We start from the raw sequence: 14,706 nt of genomic DNA on the forward strand, positions 1-14,706 counted from the left end.
GAAGGTCACGCCGAAGCCGGCCACCGGATTCTGGAAATCAGACACCGTCCGTCTCCTTTCCCTCACTCGCAGTAGCAGTATCGGGGCCACCACTGACAACGAGGTCCCGGTCGTGGCGGGGCCTGCGCCGGGGTACGGGCGGCAGTGACTGTCCGGGCTTGGGCGGTACGGGGAATCCGCCGGCCATCGGGTCGAAGGGGGGCTCGTCCTCGGCCCCGGCGGCCTTCGCCCTCCGGTCGCGGAACATGTCCGCGACGAAGGAGAGGAGGAGGACGGCGATGACCGCGCCGGCGACGTACAGCACGATGTTCTGGAAGCCGACGTTCTCGTTCCGCAGGGCGCGGACGGTAGCGACCAGCATCAGCCAGAGCACCGAGACCGGGATGAGGACCTTCCAGCCGAGCTTCATCAGCTGGTCGTAGCGGACGCGGGGCAGGGTGCCCCGGAGCCAGATGAAGAAGAAGAGCAGCAGCTGCACCTTGAGGACGAACCAGAGCATCGGCCACCAGCCGTGGTTCGCGCCCTCCCAGAAGGTCGAGATCGGGTACGGGGCGCGCCAGCCGCCGAGGAAGAGCGTCACGGAGACGGCGGAGACCGTCACCATGTTCACGTACTCGGCGAGCATGAACATCGCGAACTTGATGGAGGAGTACTCGGTGTTGAAGCCGCCGACGAGGTCGCCCTCGGACTCCGGCATGTCGAACGGGGCGCGGTTGGTCTCACCGACCATCGTGACGATGTAGATGATGAACGAGACCGGCAGCAGGACGATGAACCAGCGGTCCGCCTGCGCCTCGACGATCGCCGAGGTCGACATCGACCCGGAGTAGAGGAACACCGAGGCGAACGCGGCGCCCATGGCGATCTCGTACGAGATCATCTGCGCGCAGGAGCGCAGGCCGCCGAGGAGCGGGTACGTGGAGCCGGAGGACCAGCCGGCGAGCACGATGCCGTAGATGCCGACGGAGGCGATGGCCAGGACGTACAGCATGGCGATCGGCAGGTCGGTGAGCTGCATCGTCGTGCGGTGTCCGAAGATCGACACCTCGTTGCCGGCCGGGCCGAAGGGGATCACGGCGATGGCCATGAACGCCGGGGCCGCGGCGATGATCGGCGCGAGGATGTAGACGACCTTGTCGGCGCGCTTGACGACGACGTCCTCCTTCAGCATCAGCTTGATGCCGTCCGCGAGGGACTGGAGGAGGCCCCAGGGTCCGTGCCGGTTGGGCCCGATGCGCAGCTGCATCCAGGCGACGACCTTGCGCTCCCACACGATGGAGAACAGCACGGTGATCATGAGGAAGGCGAAGCAGAAGACGGCCTTGATCGCGACGAGCCACCAGGGGTCGGTCCCGAACATGGAGAGGTCTTCAGCGGCGAGCAACGTGGTCATGCCTGCACCTCCGTCGCAGCCACGGGACCGATGCGGACCACGTCGCCCGGGTGGGCGCCCGTGTCGGAGAGGACTCCGCCCGCCGTGGAGTTCAGCGGGAGCCAGACCACGCGGTCGGGCATCTCGGTGACCTGGAGCGGCAGACGGGCCGAGCCCGCCGGGCCTGTGACGGCGAGGAGGTCGCCGTCCTTGACGCCGGTCTCGGCGGCGGTGGCGGCCGAGACGCGGGCGACCGCCGCGTGGCGGGTGCCGGCCAGGGCCGGGTCGCCCTCCTGGAGGCGGCCCAGGTCGAGCAGGAGCCGGTGTCCGGCGAGGACCGCCTCGCCCTCGGCAGGCCGGGGCGCGGGCTGCGCGGGCTCGACGGGCTCGGAGGCCCGCTCGCCGTCCCAGCCGCCGAGCCGGTCCAGCTCCCGGCGGGCCGAGCGCAGGTCGGGCAGGGCGAGGTGGACGTCGAGGGCGTCGGCGAGCATGTGCAGCACGCGGGTGTCCGTCGGCGGCAGGGGGCGGGTCATCTGATCGGGCTTGAGAGCGGCCTCGAAGAGCCGTGCCCTGCCCTCCCAGTTGAGGAAGGTGCCGGCCTTCTCGGCGACGGCGGCGACCGGCAGGACCACGTCCGCCCGCTCGGTGACCTCGCTCGGCCGCAGCTCCAGGGAGACCACGAACGCCGCGTCCAGGGCCTCACGCGCGCGTGCCGGGTCGGGCAGGTCGCGCACCTCGACGCCGCCGACGAGCAGCGCACCCAGCTCGCCGGTGGCCGCGGCCTCGACGATCTGTCCGGTGTCACGGCCGTAGCCGTGCGGGAGTTCGCGTACGCCCCAGGCGGCCGCGACCTCCTCACGCGCGCGTGGGTCGGTCGCGGGGCGGCCGCCGGGCAGCAGGGTCGGGATGGCGCCGGCTTCGAGCGCGCCGCGCTCACCGGCCCGGCGCGGGATCCACACCAGCCGCGCCCCGGTCGCGGCCGCCGTCCGTACGGCGGCGGTCAGCCCGCCGGGCACGGCGGCGAGCCGCTCACCGACGACGATGACCGCGCCGTCCTGGCGCAACGCCTCCGCGGCGTGGGTGCCGGGCTCGTCGAGACCGACCCGGGAGGTGAGGGCGTCCAGCCATTCGGTCTCGGTGCCGGGCGCGGCCGCCAGCAGCGTGCCACCGGCCTTCACCAGGCCCCGGGTGGCGTGCGAGGCGAGGGCGTACGTCTTCTGGCCGTGCTTGCGCCATGCCTTGCGCAGCCGCAGGAAGACGCCGGGCGCCTCCTCCTCGGACTCGAAGCCGACGAGCAGCACGGCCGGAGCGGCTTCCAGGGAGGTGTACGTGACCCCTCGACCGTCCAGGTCGCGTCCGCGGCCGGCCACGGTGGAGGCCAGGAAGTCGGCCTCCTCGCCGGAGTGGACGCGGGCCCGGAAGTCGACGTCGTTGGTGTCGAGGGCGACCCGGGCGAACTTGGCGTACGCGTAGGAGTCCTCGACGGTCAGCCGTCCGCCGGCCAGGACGCCGGTGCGGCCGCGGACGAGTCCGCGGGCCGCCGCCTCCAGGGCCTCCGGCCAGGACGCCGGCTCCAGCTCACCCGTCTCGGGGTTCCGTACGAGGGGCGTGCTCAGCCGGTCGCGCTGCTGCGCGTACCGGAAGGCGAACCGCCCCTTGTCGCACACCCACTCCTCGTTGACCTCCGGGTCCTCGGCGGCGAGCCGCCGCATGACCTTGCCGCGCCGGTGGTCCGTGCGCGTCGCACAGCCGCCCGCGCAGTGTTCGCAGACGGAGGGCGAGGAGACGAGGTCGAAGGGGCGGGAGCGGAACCGGTACGCCGCCGAGGTGAGCGCGCCGACCGGGCAGATCTGGATGGTGTTGCCGGAGAAGTACGACTCGAAGGGGTCGCCCTCGCCGGTGCCGACCTGCTGGAGCGCGCCGCGCTCGAGGAGTTCGATCATCGGGTCGCCGGCGACCTGGTTGGAGAACCGGGTGCAGCGCGCGCACAGCACGCACCGCTCGCGGTCGAGCAGCACCTGGGGGGAGATCGGTACCGGCTTCTCGAAGGTCCGCTTCTTGCCGTCGAAGCGGGACTCGGCCTGCCCGTGGGACAGCGCCTGGTTCTGCAGCGGGCACTCGCCGCCCTTGTCGCAGACCGGGCAGTCCAGCGGGTGGTTGATGAGCAGCAGCTCCATCACGCCGTGCTGGGCCTTCTCGGCGACCGAGCTGGTCAGCTGCGACTTCACCACCATGCCGTCGGTGCAGGTGATGGTGCAGGAGGCCATCGGCTTGCGCTGGCCCTCGACCTCGACGATGCACTGCCGGCAGGCGCCGGCCGGGTCGAGGAGCGGGTGGTCGCAGAAGCGCGGGATCTCGATGCCGAGCTGTTCGGCGGCGCGGATGACCAGGGTCCCCTTGGGGACGGAGATCTCGGCGCCGTCGATGGTCAGCGTGACGAGGTCCTCGGGCGGGAGGGCGGCTTCGCCGCCGGCCGGGTTCGACGTGGTCACCGTCATGCCGTCACCTCCTTGTGGTTGTCCGCCCAGGCGGTCGACTTGGCCGGATCGAAGGGGCAGCCCCGGCCGGTGATGTGCTGCTCGTACTCCTCGCGGAAGTACTTCAGCGAGGAGAAGATCGGGGAGGCGGCGCCGTCACCGAGGGCGCAGAACGACTTCCCGTTGATGTTGTCGGCGATGTCGTTCAGCTTGTCGAGGTCGGACATCACGCCCTTGCCGGCCTCGATGTCGCGCAGCAGCTGCACGAGCCAGTACGTGCCCTCGCGGCACGGCGTGCACTTGCCGCAGGACTCGTGCGCGTAGAACTCGGTCCACCGGGTCACGGCCCGCACCACGCAGGTGGTCTCGTCGAAGCACTGGAGCGCCTTGGTGCCGAGCATCGAGCCGGCCGCGCCCACGCCCTCGTAGTCCAGCGGGACGTCGAGGTGCTCGTCGGTGAACATCGGGGTGGAGGAGCCGCCCGGCGTCCAGAACTTCAGCCGGTGGCCCGGCCGCATGCCGCCGCTCATGTCGAGGAGCTGGCGCAGCGTGATCCCGAGGGGGGCCTCGTACTGTCCGGGCGAGGCGACGTGCCCGCTGAGCGAGTAGAGCGTGAAGCCCGGGGACTTCTCGCTGCCCATCGACTTGAACCAGTCCTTGCCCCGGTTGAGGATCGCGGGAACGGACGCGATGGACTCGACGTTGTTCACCACGGTGGGGCAGGCGTACAGACCGGCGACCGCGGGGAAGGGGGGACGCAGCCGGGGCTGGCCGCGCCGGCCTTCGAGCGAGTCGAGCAGGGCGGTCTCCTCGCCGCAGATGTACGCGCCGGCTCCGGCGTGCACGGTGAGTTCGAGGTTCAGACCGCTGCCGAGGATGTTCTCGCCGAGGTAGCCGGCCGCGTAGGCCTCGCGCACGGCCTCGTGGAGCCTGCGCAGGACGGGGACGACCTCGCCGCGCAGGTAGATGAAGGCGTGCGAGGAGCGGATCGCGAAGCAGGCGATCACGATGCCCTCGATGAGGGAGTGCGGATTGGCGAAGAGGAGCGGGATGTCCTTGCAGGTGCCCGGCTCGGACTCGTCGGCGTTGACGACGAGGTAGTGCGGCTTGCCGTCGCCCTGCGGGATGAACTGCCACTTCATCCCGGTGGGGAAGCCCGCGCCGCCGCGGCCGCGGAGCCCGGAGTCCTTGACGTACGCGATGAGGTCGTCGGGCGTCATGGCGAGGGCCTTCCGCAGGCCCTCGTACCCCTCGTGCCGCTGGTACGTCTCCAGGGTCCAGGAGTTCGGCTGGTCCCAGAACGCCGAGAGGACCGGCGCCAGAAGCTTCTCGGGGCTGCTGTTGTTGATCTCGGCTGCCAAGGTCATCACTCCCCCTCCCCACTGGCCGATTCGCCGCGCGGGTGGACGATCTTGTGGTGCGGGGACTCGCCCTTGGCCAGACGCAACCCGACGAGCGAGGCCGGGCCGGCCCCTCCGGTGGCCTCGACGGCCCCCTCGCGCTCGTCGGGGAAGCCGGCCAGGATGCGGGCGGTCTCCTTGTACGTGCACAGGGGCGCGCCGCGCGTCGGCTCGACGGGGCGGCCGGCCCGCAGGTCGTCGACGATCTTCTTCGCCGACTCGGGCGTCTGGTTGTCGAAGAACTCCCAGTTGACCATCACGACGGGCGCGAAGTCGCAGGCCGCGTTGCACTCGATGTGCTCCAGCGTGACCTTGCCGTCCTCGGTGGTCTCGTTGTTGCCGACGCCGAGGTGTTCCTTCAGCTCCTCGAAGATGGCGTCGCCGCCCATCACCGCGCAGAGCGTGTTGGTGCAGACCCCGACCTGGTAGTCGCCGGAGGGCTTGCGCCGGTACATGGAGTAGAAGGTGGCCACCGCGGTCACCTCGGCGGTGGTGAGGCCGAGGAGTTCCGCGCAGAACCTCATGCCGGTGCGGGTCACGTATCCGTCCTCCGCCTGCACGAGGTGCAGCATCGGCAGGAGCGCGGAGCGGGACCCCGGATAGCGGGCGATGATCTCCTCGGCGTCCGCCTCCAGCCGGGCGCGTACCTCGGCCGGGTAGTCGGGGGCGGGGAGCTGGGGCATCCCGAGACTGGTGTGTCCGTCCGTCATCGGTCGACGCCTCCCATCACGGGGTCGATGGACGCGACGGCGACGATGACGTCGGCGACCTGGCCGCCCTCGCACATCGCCGCCATGGCCTGCAGGTTGGTGAAGGACGGGTCGCGGAAGTGGACCCGGTAGGGGCGGGTGCCGCCGTCGGAGACGACGTGCGCGCCGAGCTCGCCCTTGGGCGATTCCACGGCCGTGTACACCTGTCCGGGCGGGACCCGGAAGCCCTCGGTGACCAGCTTGAAGTGATGGATCAGGGCCTCCATGGAAGTGCCCATGATCTTCTTGATGTGGTCGAGGGAGTTGCCGAGTCCGTCCGGGCCGAGCGCGAGCTGCGCCGGCCAGGCGATCTTCTTGTCGCCGACCATGACCGGGCCGGGCGCCAGCCGGTCGAGGCACTGCTCGACGATCCGGAGCGACTGCCGCATCTCCTCCAGGCGGATGAGGAAGCGGCCGTAGGAGTCGCAGGTGTCGGCGGTCGGGATGTCGAAGTCGTAGGTCTCGTAGCCGCAGTACGGGTCGGTCTTGCGCAGGTCGTGCGGGAGGCCCGCGGAGCGCAGGATCGGTCCGGTGGCGCCGAGCGCCATGCAGCCGGTGAGGTCGAGGTAGCCCACGTCCTGCATCCGGGCCTTGAAGATGGGGTTGCCGGTGGCGAGCTTGTCGTACTCCGGCAGGTTCTTCTTCATGGTCTTCACGAACTCGCGCACGGCGTCGACGGCGCCGGGCGGGAGGTCCTGGGCGAGGCCGCCGGGGCGGATGAACGCGTGGTTCATGCGCAGGCCGGTGATCAGCTCGTACAGGTCCAGGATCATCTCGCGGTCCCGGAACCCGTAGATCATGATCGTGGTGGCTCCGAGCTCCATGCCGCCGGTGGCGATGGCCACCAGGTGGGAGGAGAGCCGGTTGAGCTCCATCAGCATCACGCGGACGACCGTGGCCCGGTCCGGGATCTGGTCGGTGATGCCGAGCAGCTTCTCGACGCCCAGGCAGTACGCCGTCTCGTTGTAGAACGAGGTGAGGTAGTCCATGCGCGTGACGAAGGTGGTGCCCTGCGTCCAGGTCCGGTACTCGAGGTTCTTCTCGATGCCGGTGTGGAGGTAACCGATGCCGCAACGGGCCTCGGTGACGGTCTCGCCGTCGATCTCCAGGATCAGGCGGAGCACGCCGTGCGTGGACGGGTGCTGGGGACCCATGTTGACGACGATCCGCTCGTCGTCGGCCTTGGCGGCGGACTCGACGACCTCGTCCCAGTCACCACCGGTGACGGTGTAGACGGTGCCTTCGGTGGTCTCCCGGGGGGAGGCAGAGGGGGTGTTCACGAGTACGACCTCCGCTGGTCAGGAGCCGGGATCTGGGCGCCCTTGTACTCGACGGGGATGCCGCCGAGGGGGTAGTCCTTGCGCTGCGGGAAGCCCTGCCAGTCGTCCGGCATCATGATCCGGGTGAGGGCGGGGTGCCCGTCGAAGACGATGCCGAAGAAGTCGTACGTCTCGCGCTCGTGCCAGTCGTTGGTCGGGTAGACCGCGACGAGGGACGGGATGTGCGGGTCGGCGTCCGGCGCGGACACCTCCAGGCGGAGCAGCCGGCCGTGGGTGAGCGAGCGCAGGTGGTAGACGGCGTGCAGCTCGCGGCCCTTGTCGCCGGGGTAGTGGACGCCGGAGACGCCCGTACAGAGCTCGAAGCGCAGGGCGGGGTCGTCGCGCAGGGTGCGGGCGACCCGCACGAGGTGCTCGCGCGCGATGTGGAAGGTCAGCTCGCCGCGGTCGACGATCGTCTTCTCGATCGCGTTCTCCGGCAGGAGCCCCTGCTCGTCGAGGGCGCCCTCGAGCTCGTCGGCCACCTCGTCGAACCAGCCGCCGTACGGGCGGCCGGCCGGGCCGGGCAGCCGGACGGAGCGGACGAGGCCGCCGTAGCCGGAGGTGTCGCCGCCGCTCTGGGCGCCGAACATCCCGCGCTGGACGCGGACCTCCTCGCCCTGGTCCCCGCGCTGGCCCGGCAGGTTCTGCGCGCTCAGGTCCTTGTCGGGATTGGGAGTCTCGTCGCTCATCGCAGCAGACCCTTCATCTCGATCGTCGGCAGGGCCTTGAGCGCCGCTTCCTCCGCCTCGCGGGCCGCTTCCTCCGCGTTCACTCCGAGGGGGGAGCTCTGGATCTTCTGGTGGAGCTTGAGAATCGAGTCCATCAGCATCTCCGGGCGCGGCGGGCAACCCGGCAAATAGATGTCGACCGGCACAATGTGATCAACGCCCTGCACAATCGCGTAATTGTTGAACATTCCACCCGAAGACGCGCACACCCCCATGGAGATGACCCACTTGGGGTTCGGCATCTGGTCGTAGACCTGCCGCAGCACGGGCGCCATCTTCTGGCTGACGCGGCCGGCCACGATCATCAGGTCGGCCTGGCGCGGTGAACCGCGGAAGACCTCCATGCCGAAGCGCGCCAGGTCGTAGCGGCCCGCGCCGGTCGTCATCATCTCGATGGCGCAGCATGCGAGGCCGAAGGTCGCAGGGAAGACGGATGACTTGCGCACCCAGCCCGCGGCCTGTTCGACCGTCGTCAGCAGAAAACCGCTCGGCAGCTTCTCTTCGAGTCCCATAGGTGCCCCTCAGCCCCTCAGTCCCATTCCAGGCCGCCGCGCCGCCACACGTAGGCGTAGGCGACGAAGACGGTGAGCACGAAGAGCAACATCTCCACGAGCCCGAAAAGCCCCAGGGCGTCGAAGGTGACGGCCCAGGGGTAGAGGAAGACGATCTCGATGTCGAAGACGATGAAGAGCATCGCCGTCAGGTAGTACTTGATCGGGAAGCGGCCGCCTCCGGCGGGAGTGGGCGTCGGCTCGATGCCGCACTCGTACGCCTCAAGCTTTGCCCTGTTGTACCGCTTTGGGCCGATTAGCGTGGCCATGACCACGGAGAAGATCGCAAACCCCGCACCCAGGGCACCGAGCACGAGGATGGGCGCGTACGCATTCACGCTCCTCGCTCCTTCCAGTCGTCCTTGACCGTTGGACCGCACGGCCGGGCCGTGGAAGATCGCCCCCATGTGAGGCAGTTCACAAGCCCGACTGCCCCGCATCTTATGCCTGCCCCTCTGTGATCTGCGACACGGGGTGCACCAAGGAGTTTGTGATCTCCACCACCTGACGAAGGATCATGAAGTCGGATGAGCGGTGATCTTGGCACTCGAAGCGCCCAGGTGATCACCAGATGTGACATCCGGACCGGAAAGCGCTGGTCGGAGGGGTGTCGCCCTATCAAGAGATGGACCATGCAAGCAAATTGGCGATGGACGCCACCGGAGTGATAAAGCAACCGCCCGTCGCCCGGTCGGGGGCCCTGGTGGACGGGAGTGGACGCGTGCACGCATTCACGAGCTCGCATGTGACCTGCGCCACACCGGGCAGGGCCGCCGGAAAGCGGGGCTTGGCCAACGGTGTGAAGAGGTGGTAAGTGGCGGTCAATTCGGACGTTTCGCGGAAAACCCGTGATCAAGGCCCTGATAGGCCCTGCCCGGATTGTCCGTTACGGCGTCAATAAAGGTGCCAGAGAAGCGGATTAAGGGGTTCCGGACGTAACTGTGGCGCAACCCACGTTTCTTGAAGGGAACCGTGAAGCCCTGATAGCGGTTGTACTCATGTCCCAGACCGCTCACATACCCAGCCACCGGAAGCCCCGCCGCAGCGCCTCGAAGCTCGCGCTCCGGGCAGGAGTTGCCGGTGGCGTCCTCAGCACCATCGCGGTGGCCGGTGCCGCCGGGCCGGCGAATGCCGAGCCGGTGACCGAGACCATCGAGATGCCCACGCTGGGCTCGCTCGACACCGACCTGGCGAGCGCCGTCTCCGCGTCGGCCGAGGCGACCCAGCAGGAGGCCCTCGACCTGAGCCTGCAGGCCCAGGAGAACGCCTCCATCCAGAAGGCCGCCCAGGACGCCAAGAAGGCCAAGGCCGAGGCCGACCGCAAGGCCGCGGCCGCCAAGGCGGAGGCCGAGCGCGCCGAGAAGGCCCGTGCCGCGGCCCAGGAGCGCGCCTCCCGCACCGCGACGCGCACCACGCTCTCCGCGTCCTCCTCCGACTCCTCGTACGACAGCGGCTCGCAGGTGGCCACCGGCTCCGCCGCGGCGATCGTCGCCTTCGCCCGCGCCCAGGTCGGCGACGCCTACGTCTCCGGCGGCACCGGCCCCAACTCCTGGGACTGCTCCGGCCTCGTCCAGGCCGCCTACGCCCAGGCCGGCATCGACCTGCCCCGCGTCTCCAGCTCGCAGTCGTCCATGGGTACGTCCGTCTCGCTGAGCAACCTGCAGCCGGGCGACATCCTCTACTGGGGCAGCCGCAGCGGCTCGTACCACGTGGCGATCTACGTCGGCGGCGGCAACTACGTCGGCGCGCAGAACCCGTCGACCGGTGTCGTCGAGCGTTCCCTGGACTGGGACACGCCGTCGGGCGCGGTCCGCATCCTCTGATCATCCGTACGCCGAAAAGCCGTCACTCCTCGGGGGAGAGACGGCTTTTCGCCGCTTCGTCCTAATTCTTCCGGAACGTCTCGACGATCCTGGCGTAGCTGTCGCCGCCGTGCCCCGCCGCCACGGCCTCCCGCATCAGCTCCAGGTGGAGGCGCGGCAGCCGGTTGTCGATGCCGCGTGCCTCCGCCGCGTGCAGCAGATGCCCGACGGCCGCCACCTGGACGTCGATCGTGGCGTCCGCGCCCGGGTACTCCCCCGCGTCGATCTGCTCGGCGTACCCCGTCATGAACCAGGAGACCGTCCTCAGCCACCGGTTCGCCAGCGCGGTGAAGTCCTTGGCCGGGACCCCGTCCGCGCCCGCGAGGGCGGTGGCGTGGAGCCAGCCGCCGAAGACCGACCACATGAGCCCGAGCAGCCCGGCGTCGTAGAGGGACGCGAGGCCGGCGTCCGGGCCGAGGTCGACCGGGTCGCCGAGCACGGCCAGCGTCGCGCGGTGTTCGGCGAGGAGCTCCGGCCCGCCCGCGTACAGGATCACGTTGGCGCTGTCGCCCACCCCGGGCGGCGTCGTCATGACGGCGCCGTCGAGATAGCCGATGCCGTGCTCCGCCGCCCACTCCGCCTCCGCGCGGGCCTGCTCCGGCGAGCCGCTGGTGAGGTTGGTCAGGACCCTGCCGCGCAGCGACGCGGCCACCGGGGCCAGGAGCGCGCGTACGGCCGTGTGGTCGAGGACGCAGACCACCACGAGGTCGCTCGCCTCGACGGCCTCGGCGACGGAGGCGGCGCGGGTGGCGCCCCGGGCGACCAGGGGTTCGGCCTTGGCCGGCGTACGGTTCCAGACGGTGGTGGGGTGGCCCGCGGCGAGGAAGGCGTCGGCGAGGGCGAAGCCCATCTGCCCGAGGCCGATGACGGTGACGTTCGGCTTGTTCATGGGTTCCACGCTCGCAGCGGCGGAATCCGGCCGACAGTGGCAGGACTGTCCAGGGCCGCACGATTCCTGCCGTACGGTCGGTGTCATGGGTGCGGGAGTGGTCGCCATCGCCGTCGTACCGGACCGGCGGGTCGGGACATCGCTGTGGGAGCTGTACGAACTCTCCCTCGCGTGCGGGGTCTTCGGCATCCCCCATCCGGACCTCGCCGACCCCTGGTACGAGCTCCGGCTGTGCGGGGACGCCGGCGACACCGGGGTCTTCTCGCTGCGGACCGGTCACGGCCTCGACGGACTCGTCGGCGCGGACACCGTGATCGTGCCGTCGGTGCCCGACGCGGTCGTGGAGGACGGCGAGGAGGTGCCGGCCGAACTGGTGGAGGCGCTGCGCGCGGCCGCCGCGTCCGGCGCGCGGATGGTGTCCCTGTGCACCGGGGCCTTCGCGCTCGCCGCCGCCGGCCTGCTCGACGGCCGGCGGGCCACCGCCCACTGGCAGCACACCGCGCAGCTGGCCGCCCGCCACCCCGGGGTGATCGTGGACGACTCGGTGCTCTACACCGACGAGGGGACGGTGCTGACGAGCGCCGGCGCCACCGCCGCGCTCGACCTGTGCCTGCACCTCGTCCGCAGGGACCTCGGCGCCACCGTGGCGGGGCAGCTCGCCCGGCGCCTGGTCGTGCCCGCCCACCGCACCGGCGGTCAGGCCCAGTTCATCGAGGCACCGCTGCCGCCGAGCGACGGCGACAGCCTGGGGCCCGTCCTGCAGTGGGCGACCGAGCGCCTCGCCGAGCCGCTGACCGTCGACGACCTCGCCCGCCGGGCCCGGATGAGCCCGCGCACCTTCCACCGGCGGCTGCGGGAGGCGTACGGGACCACGCCGCTGCAGTGGCTGCTCCAGCAGCGCGTGGCCCGCGCCCAGACCCTCCTGGAGTCCACCGACCTGCCCGTGGAGCTGATCGGCGAACGGAGCGGCCTGGGCACGTCCGCCAATCTGCGACGCCACTTCACCCGCACGGTCGGGGTGTCCCCGAGCGACTACCGGCGGGCGTTCCACACCGGTGGTGCTATGCCTTCGGCGCCACCTTCGACAGGCCGTTGATGATCCGGTCCATCGCGTCGCCGCCCGTCGGGTCCGTGAGGTTCGCGAGCATCTTCAGCGTGAACTTCATCAGGACCGGGTGGGTCAGACCCCGCTGCGTCGCGATCTTCATGACCTTCGGGTTTCCGATGACCTTCACGAAGGCCCGGCCGAGCGTGTAGTACCCGCCGTAGGTGTCCTTGAGGATCTTCGGGTAGTTGTGCAGGGCCAGTTCCCGCTGGGCCGGGGTGGAGCGGGCGTGGGCCTGGACGATGACGTCGGCCGCGATCTGGCCGGACTCCATCGCGTACGCGATGCCCTCGCCGTTGAACGGGTTGACGAGTCCACCGGCGTCACCGACGAGCAGCAGGCCCTTGGTGTAGTGCGGCTGGCGGTTGAAGGCCATCGGGAGGGCCGCGCCGCGGATCGGGATCGTCATGTTCTCCGGGGTGAAGCCCCAGTCCTCCGGCATCGAGGCGCACCATGCCTTGAGGACCTCGCGCCAGTCCAGCTCCCGGAACGCGGAGGAGGAGTTGAGGATGCCGAGGCCGACGTTGGACGTGCCGTCGCCCATGCCGAAGATCCAGCCGTAGCCGGGCAGGAGACGGTCCTGCGGGCCGCGCCGGTCCCACAGCTCCAGCCAGGACTCCAGGTAGTCGTCGTCGTGGCGGGGGCTGGTGAAGTACGTCCGCACGGCCACGCCCATCGGCCGGTCCTCGCGCCGGTGCAGGCCCATGGCGAGGGAGAGCCGCGTCGAGTTGCCGTCGGCGGCGACGACGAGCGGCGCGTGGAAGGTGACCTCGCGCTTCTCCTCGCCGAGCCTGGCGGTCACGCCGGCGATCCGGCCGGTGCGGTCGTCGACGACCGGGGCGCCGACGTTGCAGCGCTCGTACAGCCGCGCGCCCGCCTTCTGCGCCTGTCGGGCGAGCTGCTCGTCGAAGTCGTCGCGCTTGCGGACGAGTCCGTAGTCCGGGTACGAGGCGAGGTCGGGCCAGTCGAGCTGGAGCCGGACGCCGCCGCCGATGATGCGCAGGCCCTTGTTCCGCAGCCAGCCGGCTTCCTCGGAGATGTCGATGCCCATGGCGACGAGCTGCTTGGTGGCGCGCGGGGTGAGGCCGTCGCCGCAGACCTTCTCGCGGGGGAAGGCGGTCTTCTCCAGGAGCAGGACGTCGAGTCCGGCCTTGGCGAGGTAGTACGCGGTCGTGGAGCCGGCCGGGCCTGCCCCGACGACGATCACATCTGCGCTGTGCTCGGAGAGGGGCTCGGTCACGGCGGGGTCTCCCGGGGGGTCGAGGGAAGGTCGGTTGCAGTGTATTGCGGAGGTTCCGGGGCCTCGGCGGAGGTTCCGGGGGCTGCGGCGGGGGCGTCCGGTGGCCCGGGCCCCCGGCGCCGAGGTTCCGGGGGGCCGAAGCCGCGGTTCCGGGGGCCCGACGTCGAGATTCCCGCGGCCGGGGCCCGGGGGTCAGTGCTTGAAGCCCCGGTGCATCGCCACCACGCCGCCCGTCAGGTTGCGCCAGGCCACCCGGGACCAGCCGGCCTTCTGCAGCAGCCCCGCGAGGGTCGGCTGGTCCGGCCAGGACTGGATGGACTCGGCGAGGTAGACGTACGCGTCCGGGTTGGAGGAGACCGCCCGCGCCACCGGCGGCAGGGCGCGCATCAGGTACTCCTCGTACACCGTGCGGAACGGCGCCCAGGTCGGGTGCGAGAACTCGCAGATCACGACCCGCCCACCGGGCTTCGTCACCCGGTACAGCTCGCGCAGCGCCCCCTCGGTGTCCTGGATGTTGCGCAGACCGAAGGAGATCGTCACCGCGTCGAAGACGTCGTCGCGGAAGGGGAGCTTCGTCCCGTCGCCGGCGGTGAAGGGCATCCACGGGTGCCGCTTCTTGCCGACCTGGAGCATGCCGATCGAGAAGTCGCACGGCACGACGTACGCCCCGGCGCGGGCGAAGGGCTGCGAGGAGGTGGCCGTCCCGGCCGCCAGGTCCAGGATCCGCTGGGCCGGGCGGGCGTCGACCGCCTTGGCGACCTCCTTGCGCCAGCGCCGGTCCTGGCCGAGCGAGAGCACGTCGTTGGTGAGGTCGTAGTTCGCCGCCACGTCGTCGAACATCGAGGCGACTTCGTGCGGCTGCTTGTCCAGGGATGCTCGGGTCACCCGGCCATTGTGGCAGCCCTCCCACGACGGACTTCGGGAGCCCTCCGGGCCCGCCGCGGATTCGTCGAGATTTCCTTTCAACCTTTCCCGGGGCCGCGCGCTCAAGAAGGGGTGACAGTCGGCGAGCGG

General features: G+C 70.5%; 13 protein-coding genes. 2 read left to right on the forward strand and 11 right to left on the reverse strand.

Annotated features, from left to right (window positions below; translation table 11 throughout):
• Positions 1 to 37 precede the first annotated feature (37 nt).
• Genes nuoH through ACZ4VW_RS29180 form a run of 8 tightly spaced genes read right to left on the reverse strand, consistent with a single transcriptional unit; the run spans position 38 to position 8,934 of the window.
• Positions 38 to 1,393 carry an NADH-quinone oxidoreductase subunit NuoH gene (gene nuoH, locus ACZ4VW_RS29145; protein ID WP_467967507.1) on the reverse strand — a complete coding sequence of 452 codons (1,356 nt, stop codon included), beginning with the start codon at positions 1,391 to 1,393 and terminating at the stop codon, positions 38 to 40.
• Complete coding sequence (locus ACZ4VW_RS29150; RefSeq protein WP_467967509.1) at positions 1,390 to 3,870, reverse strand: NADH-quinone oxidoreductase subunit G; 2,481 nt, start codon at positions 3,868 to 3,870, stop codon at positions 1,390 to 1,392. Before ACZ4VW_RS29150 ends, nuoH begins: the two co-directional genes overlap by 4 nt.
• Positions 3,867 to 5,219: an NADH-quinone oxidoreductase subunit NuoF gene (nuoF, locus tag ACZ4VW_RS29155; RefSeq protein ID WP_467967510.1), complete on the reverse strand. Its 1,353-nt coding sequence runs from the start codon at positions 5,217 to 5,219 to the stop codon at positions 3,867 to 3,869. The genes ACZ4VW_RS29150 and nuoF overlap by 4 nt, the downstream gene beginning before the upstream one ends.
• Positions 5,216 to 5,959: an NADH-quinone oxidoreductase subunit NuoE gene (gene nuoE / locus ACZ4VW_RS29160; protein ID WP_467967511.1), complete on the reverse strand. Its 744-nt coding sequence runs from the start codon at positions 5,957 to 5,959 to the stop codon at positions 5,216 to 5,218. Before nuoE ends, nuoF begins: the two co-directional genes overlap by 4 nt.
• Positions 5,956 to 7,278 (reverse strand): NADH-quinone oxidoreductase subunit D, encoded by a 1,323-nt coding sequence (locus ACZ4VW_RS29165; RefSeq protein WP_467967513.1) that lies wholly within the window; start codon positions 7,276 to 7,278, stop codon positions 5,956 to 5,958. Before ACZ4VW_RS29165 ends, nuoE begins: the two co-directional genes overlap by 4 nt.
• Positions 7,275 to 8,006: an NADH-quinone oxidoreductase subunit C gene (locus tag ACZ4VW_RS29170; RefSeq protein WP_467967515.1), complete on the reverse strand. Its 732-nt coding sequence runs from the start codon at positions 8,004 to 8,006 to the stop codon at positions 7,275 to 7,277. Before ACZ4VW_RS29170 ends, ACZ4VW_RS29165 begins: the two co-directional genes overlap by 4 nt.
• Positions 8,003 to 8,557, reverse strand: a complete 555-nt coding sequence (locus ACZ4VW_RS29175; RefSeq protein ID WP_467967517.1) for a NuoB/complex I 20 kDa subunit family protein — start codon at positions 8,555 to 8,557, stop codon at positions 8,003 to 8,005. The genes ACZ4VW_RS29170 and ACZ4VW_RS29175 overlap by 4 nt, the downstream gene beginning before the upstream one ends.
• A gap of 17 nt (positions 8,558 to 8,574) precedes the next feature.
• Complete coding sequence (locus ACZ4VW_RS29180) at positions 8,575 to 8,934, reverse strand: NADH-quinone oxidoreductase subunit A (RefSeq protein WP_030494815.1); 360 nt, start codon at positions 8,932 to 8,934, stop codon at positions 8,575 to 8,577.
• A gap of 660 nt (positions 8,935 to 9,594) precedes the next feature.
• On the opposite strand from ACZ4VW_RS29180, the gene ACZ4VW_RS29185 reads away from it, so the two are divergent.
• Positions 9,595 to 10,419 carry a C40 family peptidase gene (locus tag ACZ4VW_RS29185; protein WP_467967520.1) on the forward strand — a complete coding sequence of 275 codons (825 nt, stop codon included), beginning with the start codon at positions 9,595 to 9,597 and terminating at the stop codon, positions 10,417 to 10,419.
• A 61-nt stretch (positions 10,420 to 10,480) separates the two neighbouring features.
• Here ACZ4VW_RS29185 and ACZ4VW_RS29190 read toward each other — a convergent pair whose 3' ends face one another.
• Positions 10,481 to 11,434, reverse strand: a complete 954-nt coding sequence (locus ACZ4VW_RS29190) for an NAD(P)-dependent oxidoreductase (RefSeq protein WP_467967522.1) — start codon at positions 11,432 to 11,434, stop codon at positions 10,481 to 10,483.
• On the opposite strand from ACZ4VW_RS29190, the gene ACZ4VW_RS29195 reads away from it, so the two are divergent.
• Positions 11,433 to 12,443, forward strand: coding sequence for a helix-turn-helix domain-containing protein (locus ACZ4VW_RS29195; RefSeq protein WP_467967524.1), 1,011 nt, complete (start codon positions 11,433 to 11,435; stop codon positions 12,441 to 12,443). The two genes, ACZ4VW_RS29190 and ACZ4VW_RS29195, sit on opposite strands and share 2 nt — an antisense overlap.
• Here ACZ4VW_RS29195 and ACZ4VW_RS29200 read toward each other — a convergent pair.
• Both ACZ4VW_RS29200 and ACZ4VW_RS29205 read right to left on the reverse strand, forming a co-directional pair.
• Entirely contained in the window at positions 12,409 to 13,692 is a 1,284-nt protein-coding gene (locus ACZ4VW_RS29200; protein WP_467967526.1) for a geranylgeranyl reductase family protein, read from the reverse strand. The genes ACZ4VW_RS29195 and ACZ4VW_RS29200 overlap by 35 nt on opposite strands.
• A gap of 192 nt (positions 13,693 to 13,884) precedes the next feature.
• Positions 13,885 to 14,577 carry a demethylmenaquinone methyltransferase gene (locus ACZ4VW_RS29205; RefSeq protein WP_467967527.1) on the reverse strand — a complete coding sequence of 231 codons (693 nt, stop codon included), beginning with the start codon at positions 14,575 to 14,577 and terminating at the stop codon, positions 13,885 to 13,887.
• Between the last annotated feature and the right edge of the window lie 129 nt (positions 14,578 to 14,706).

This window comes from Streptomyces sp. NPDC029139 (genome assembly GCF_055564335.1).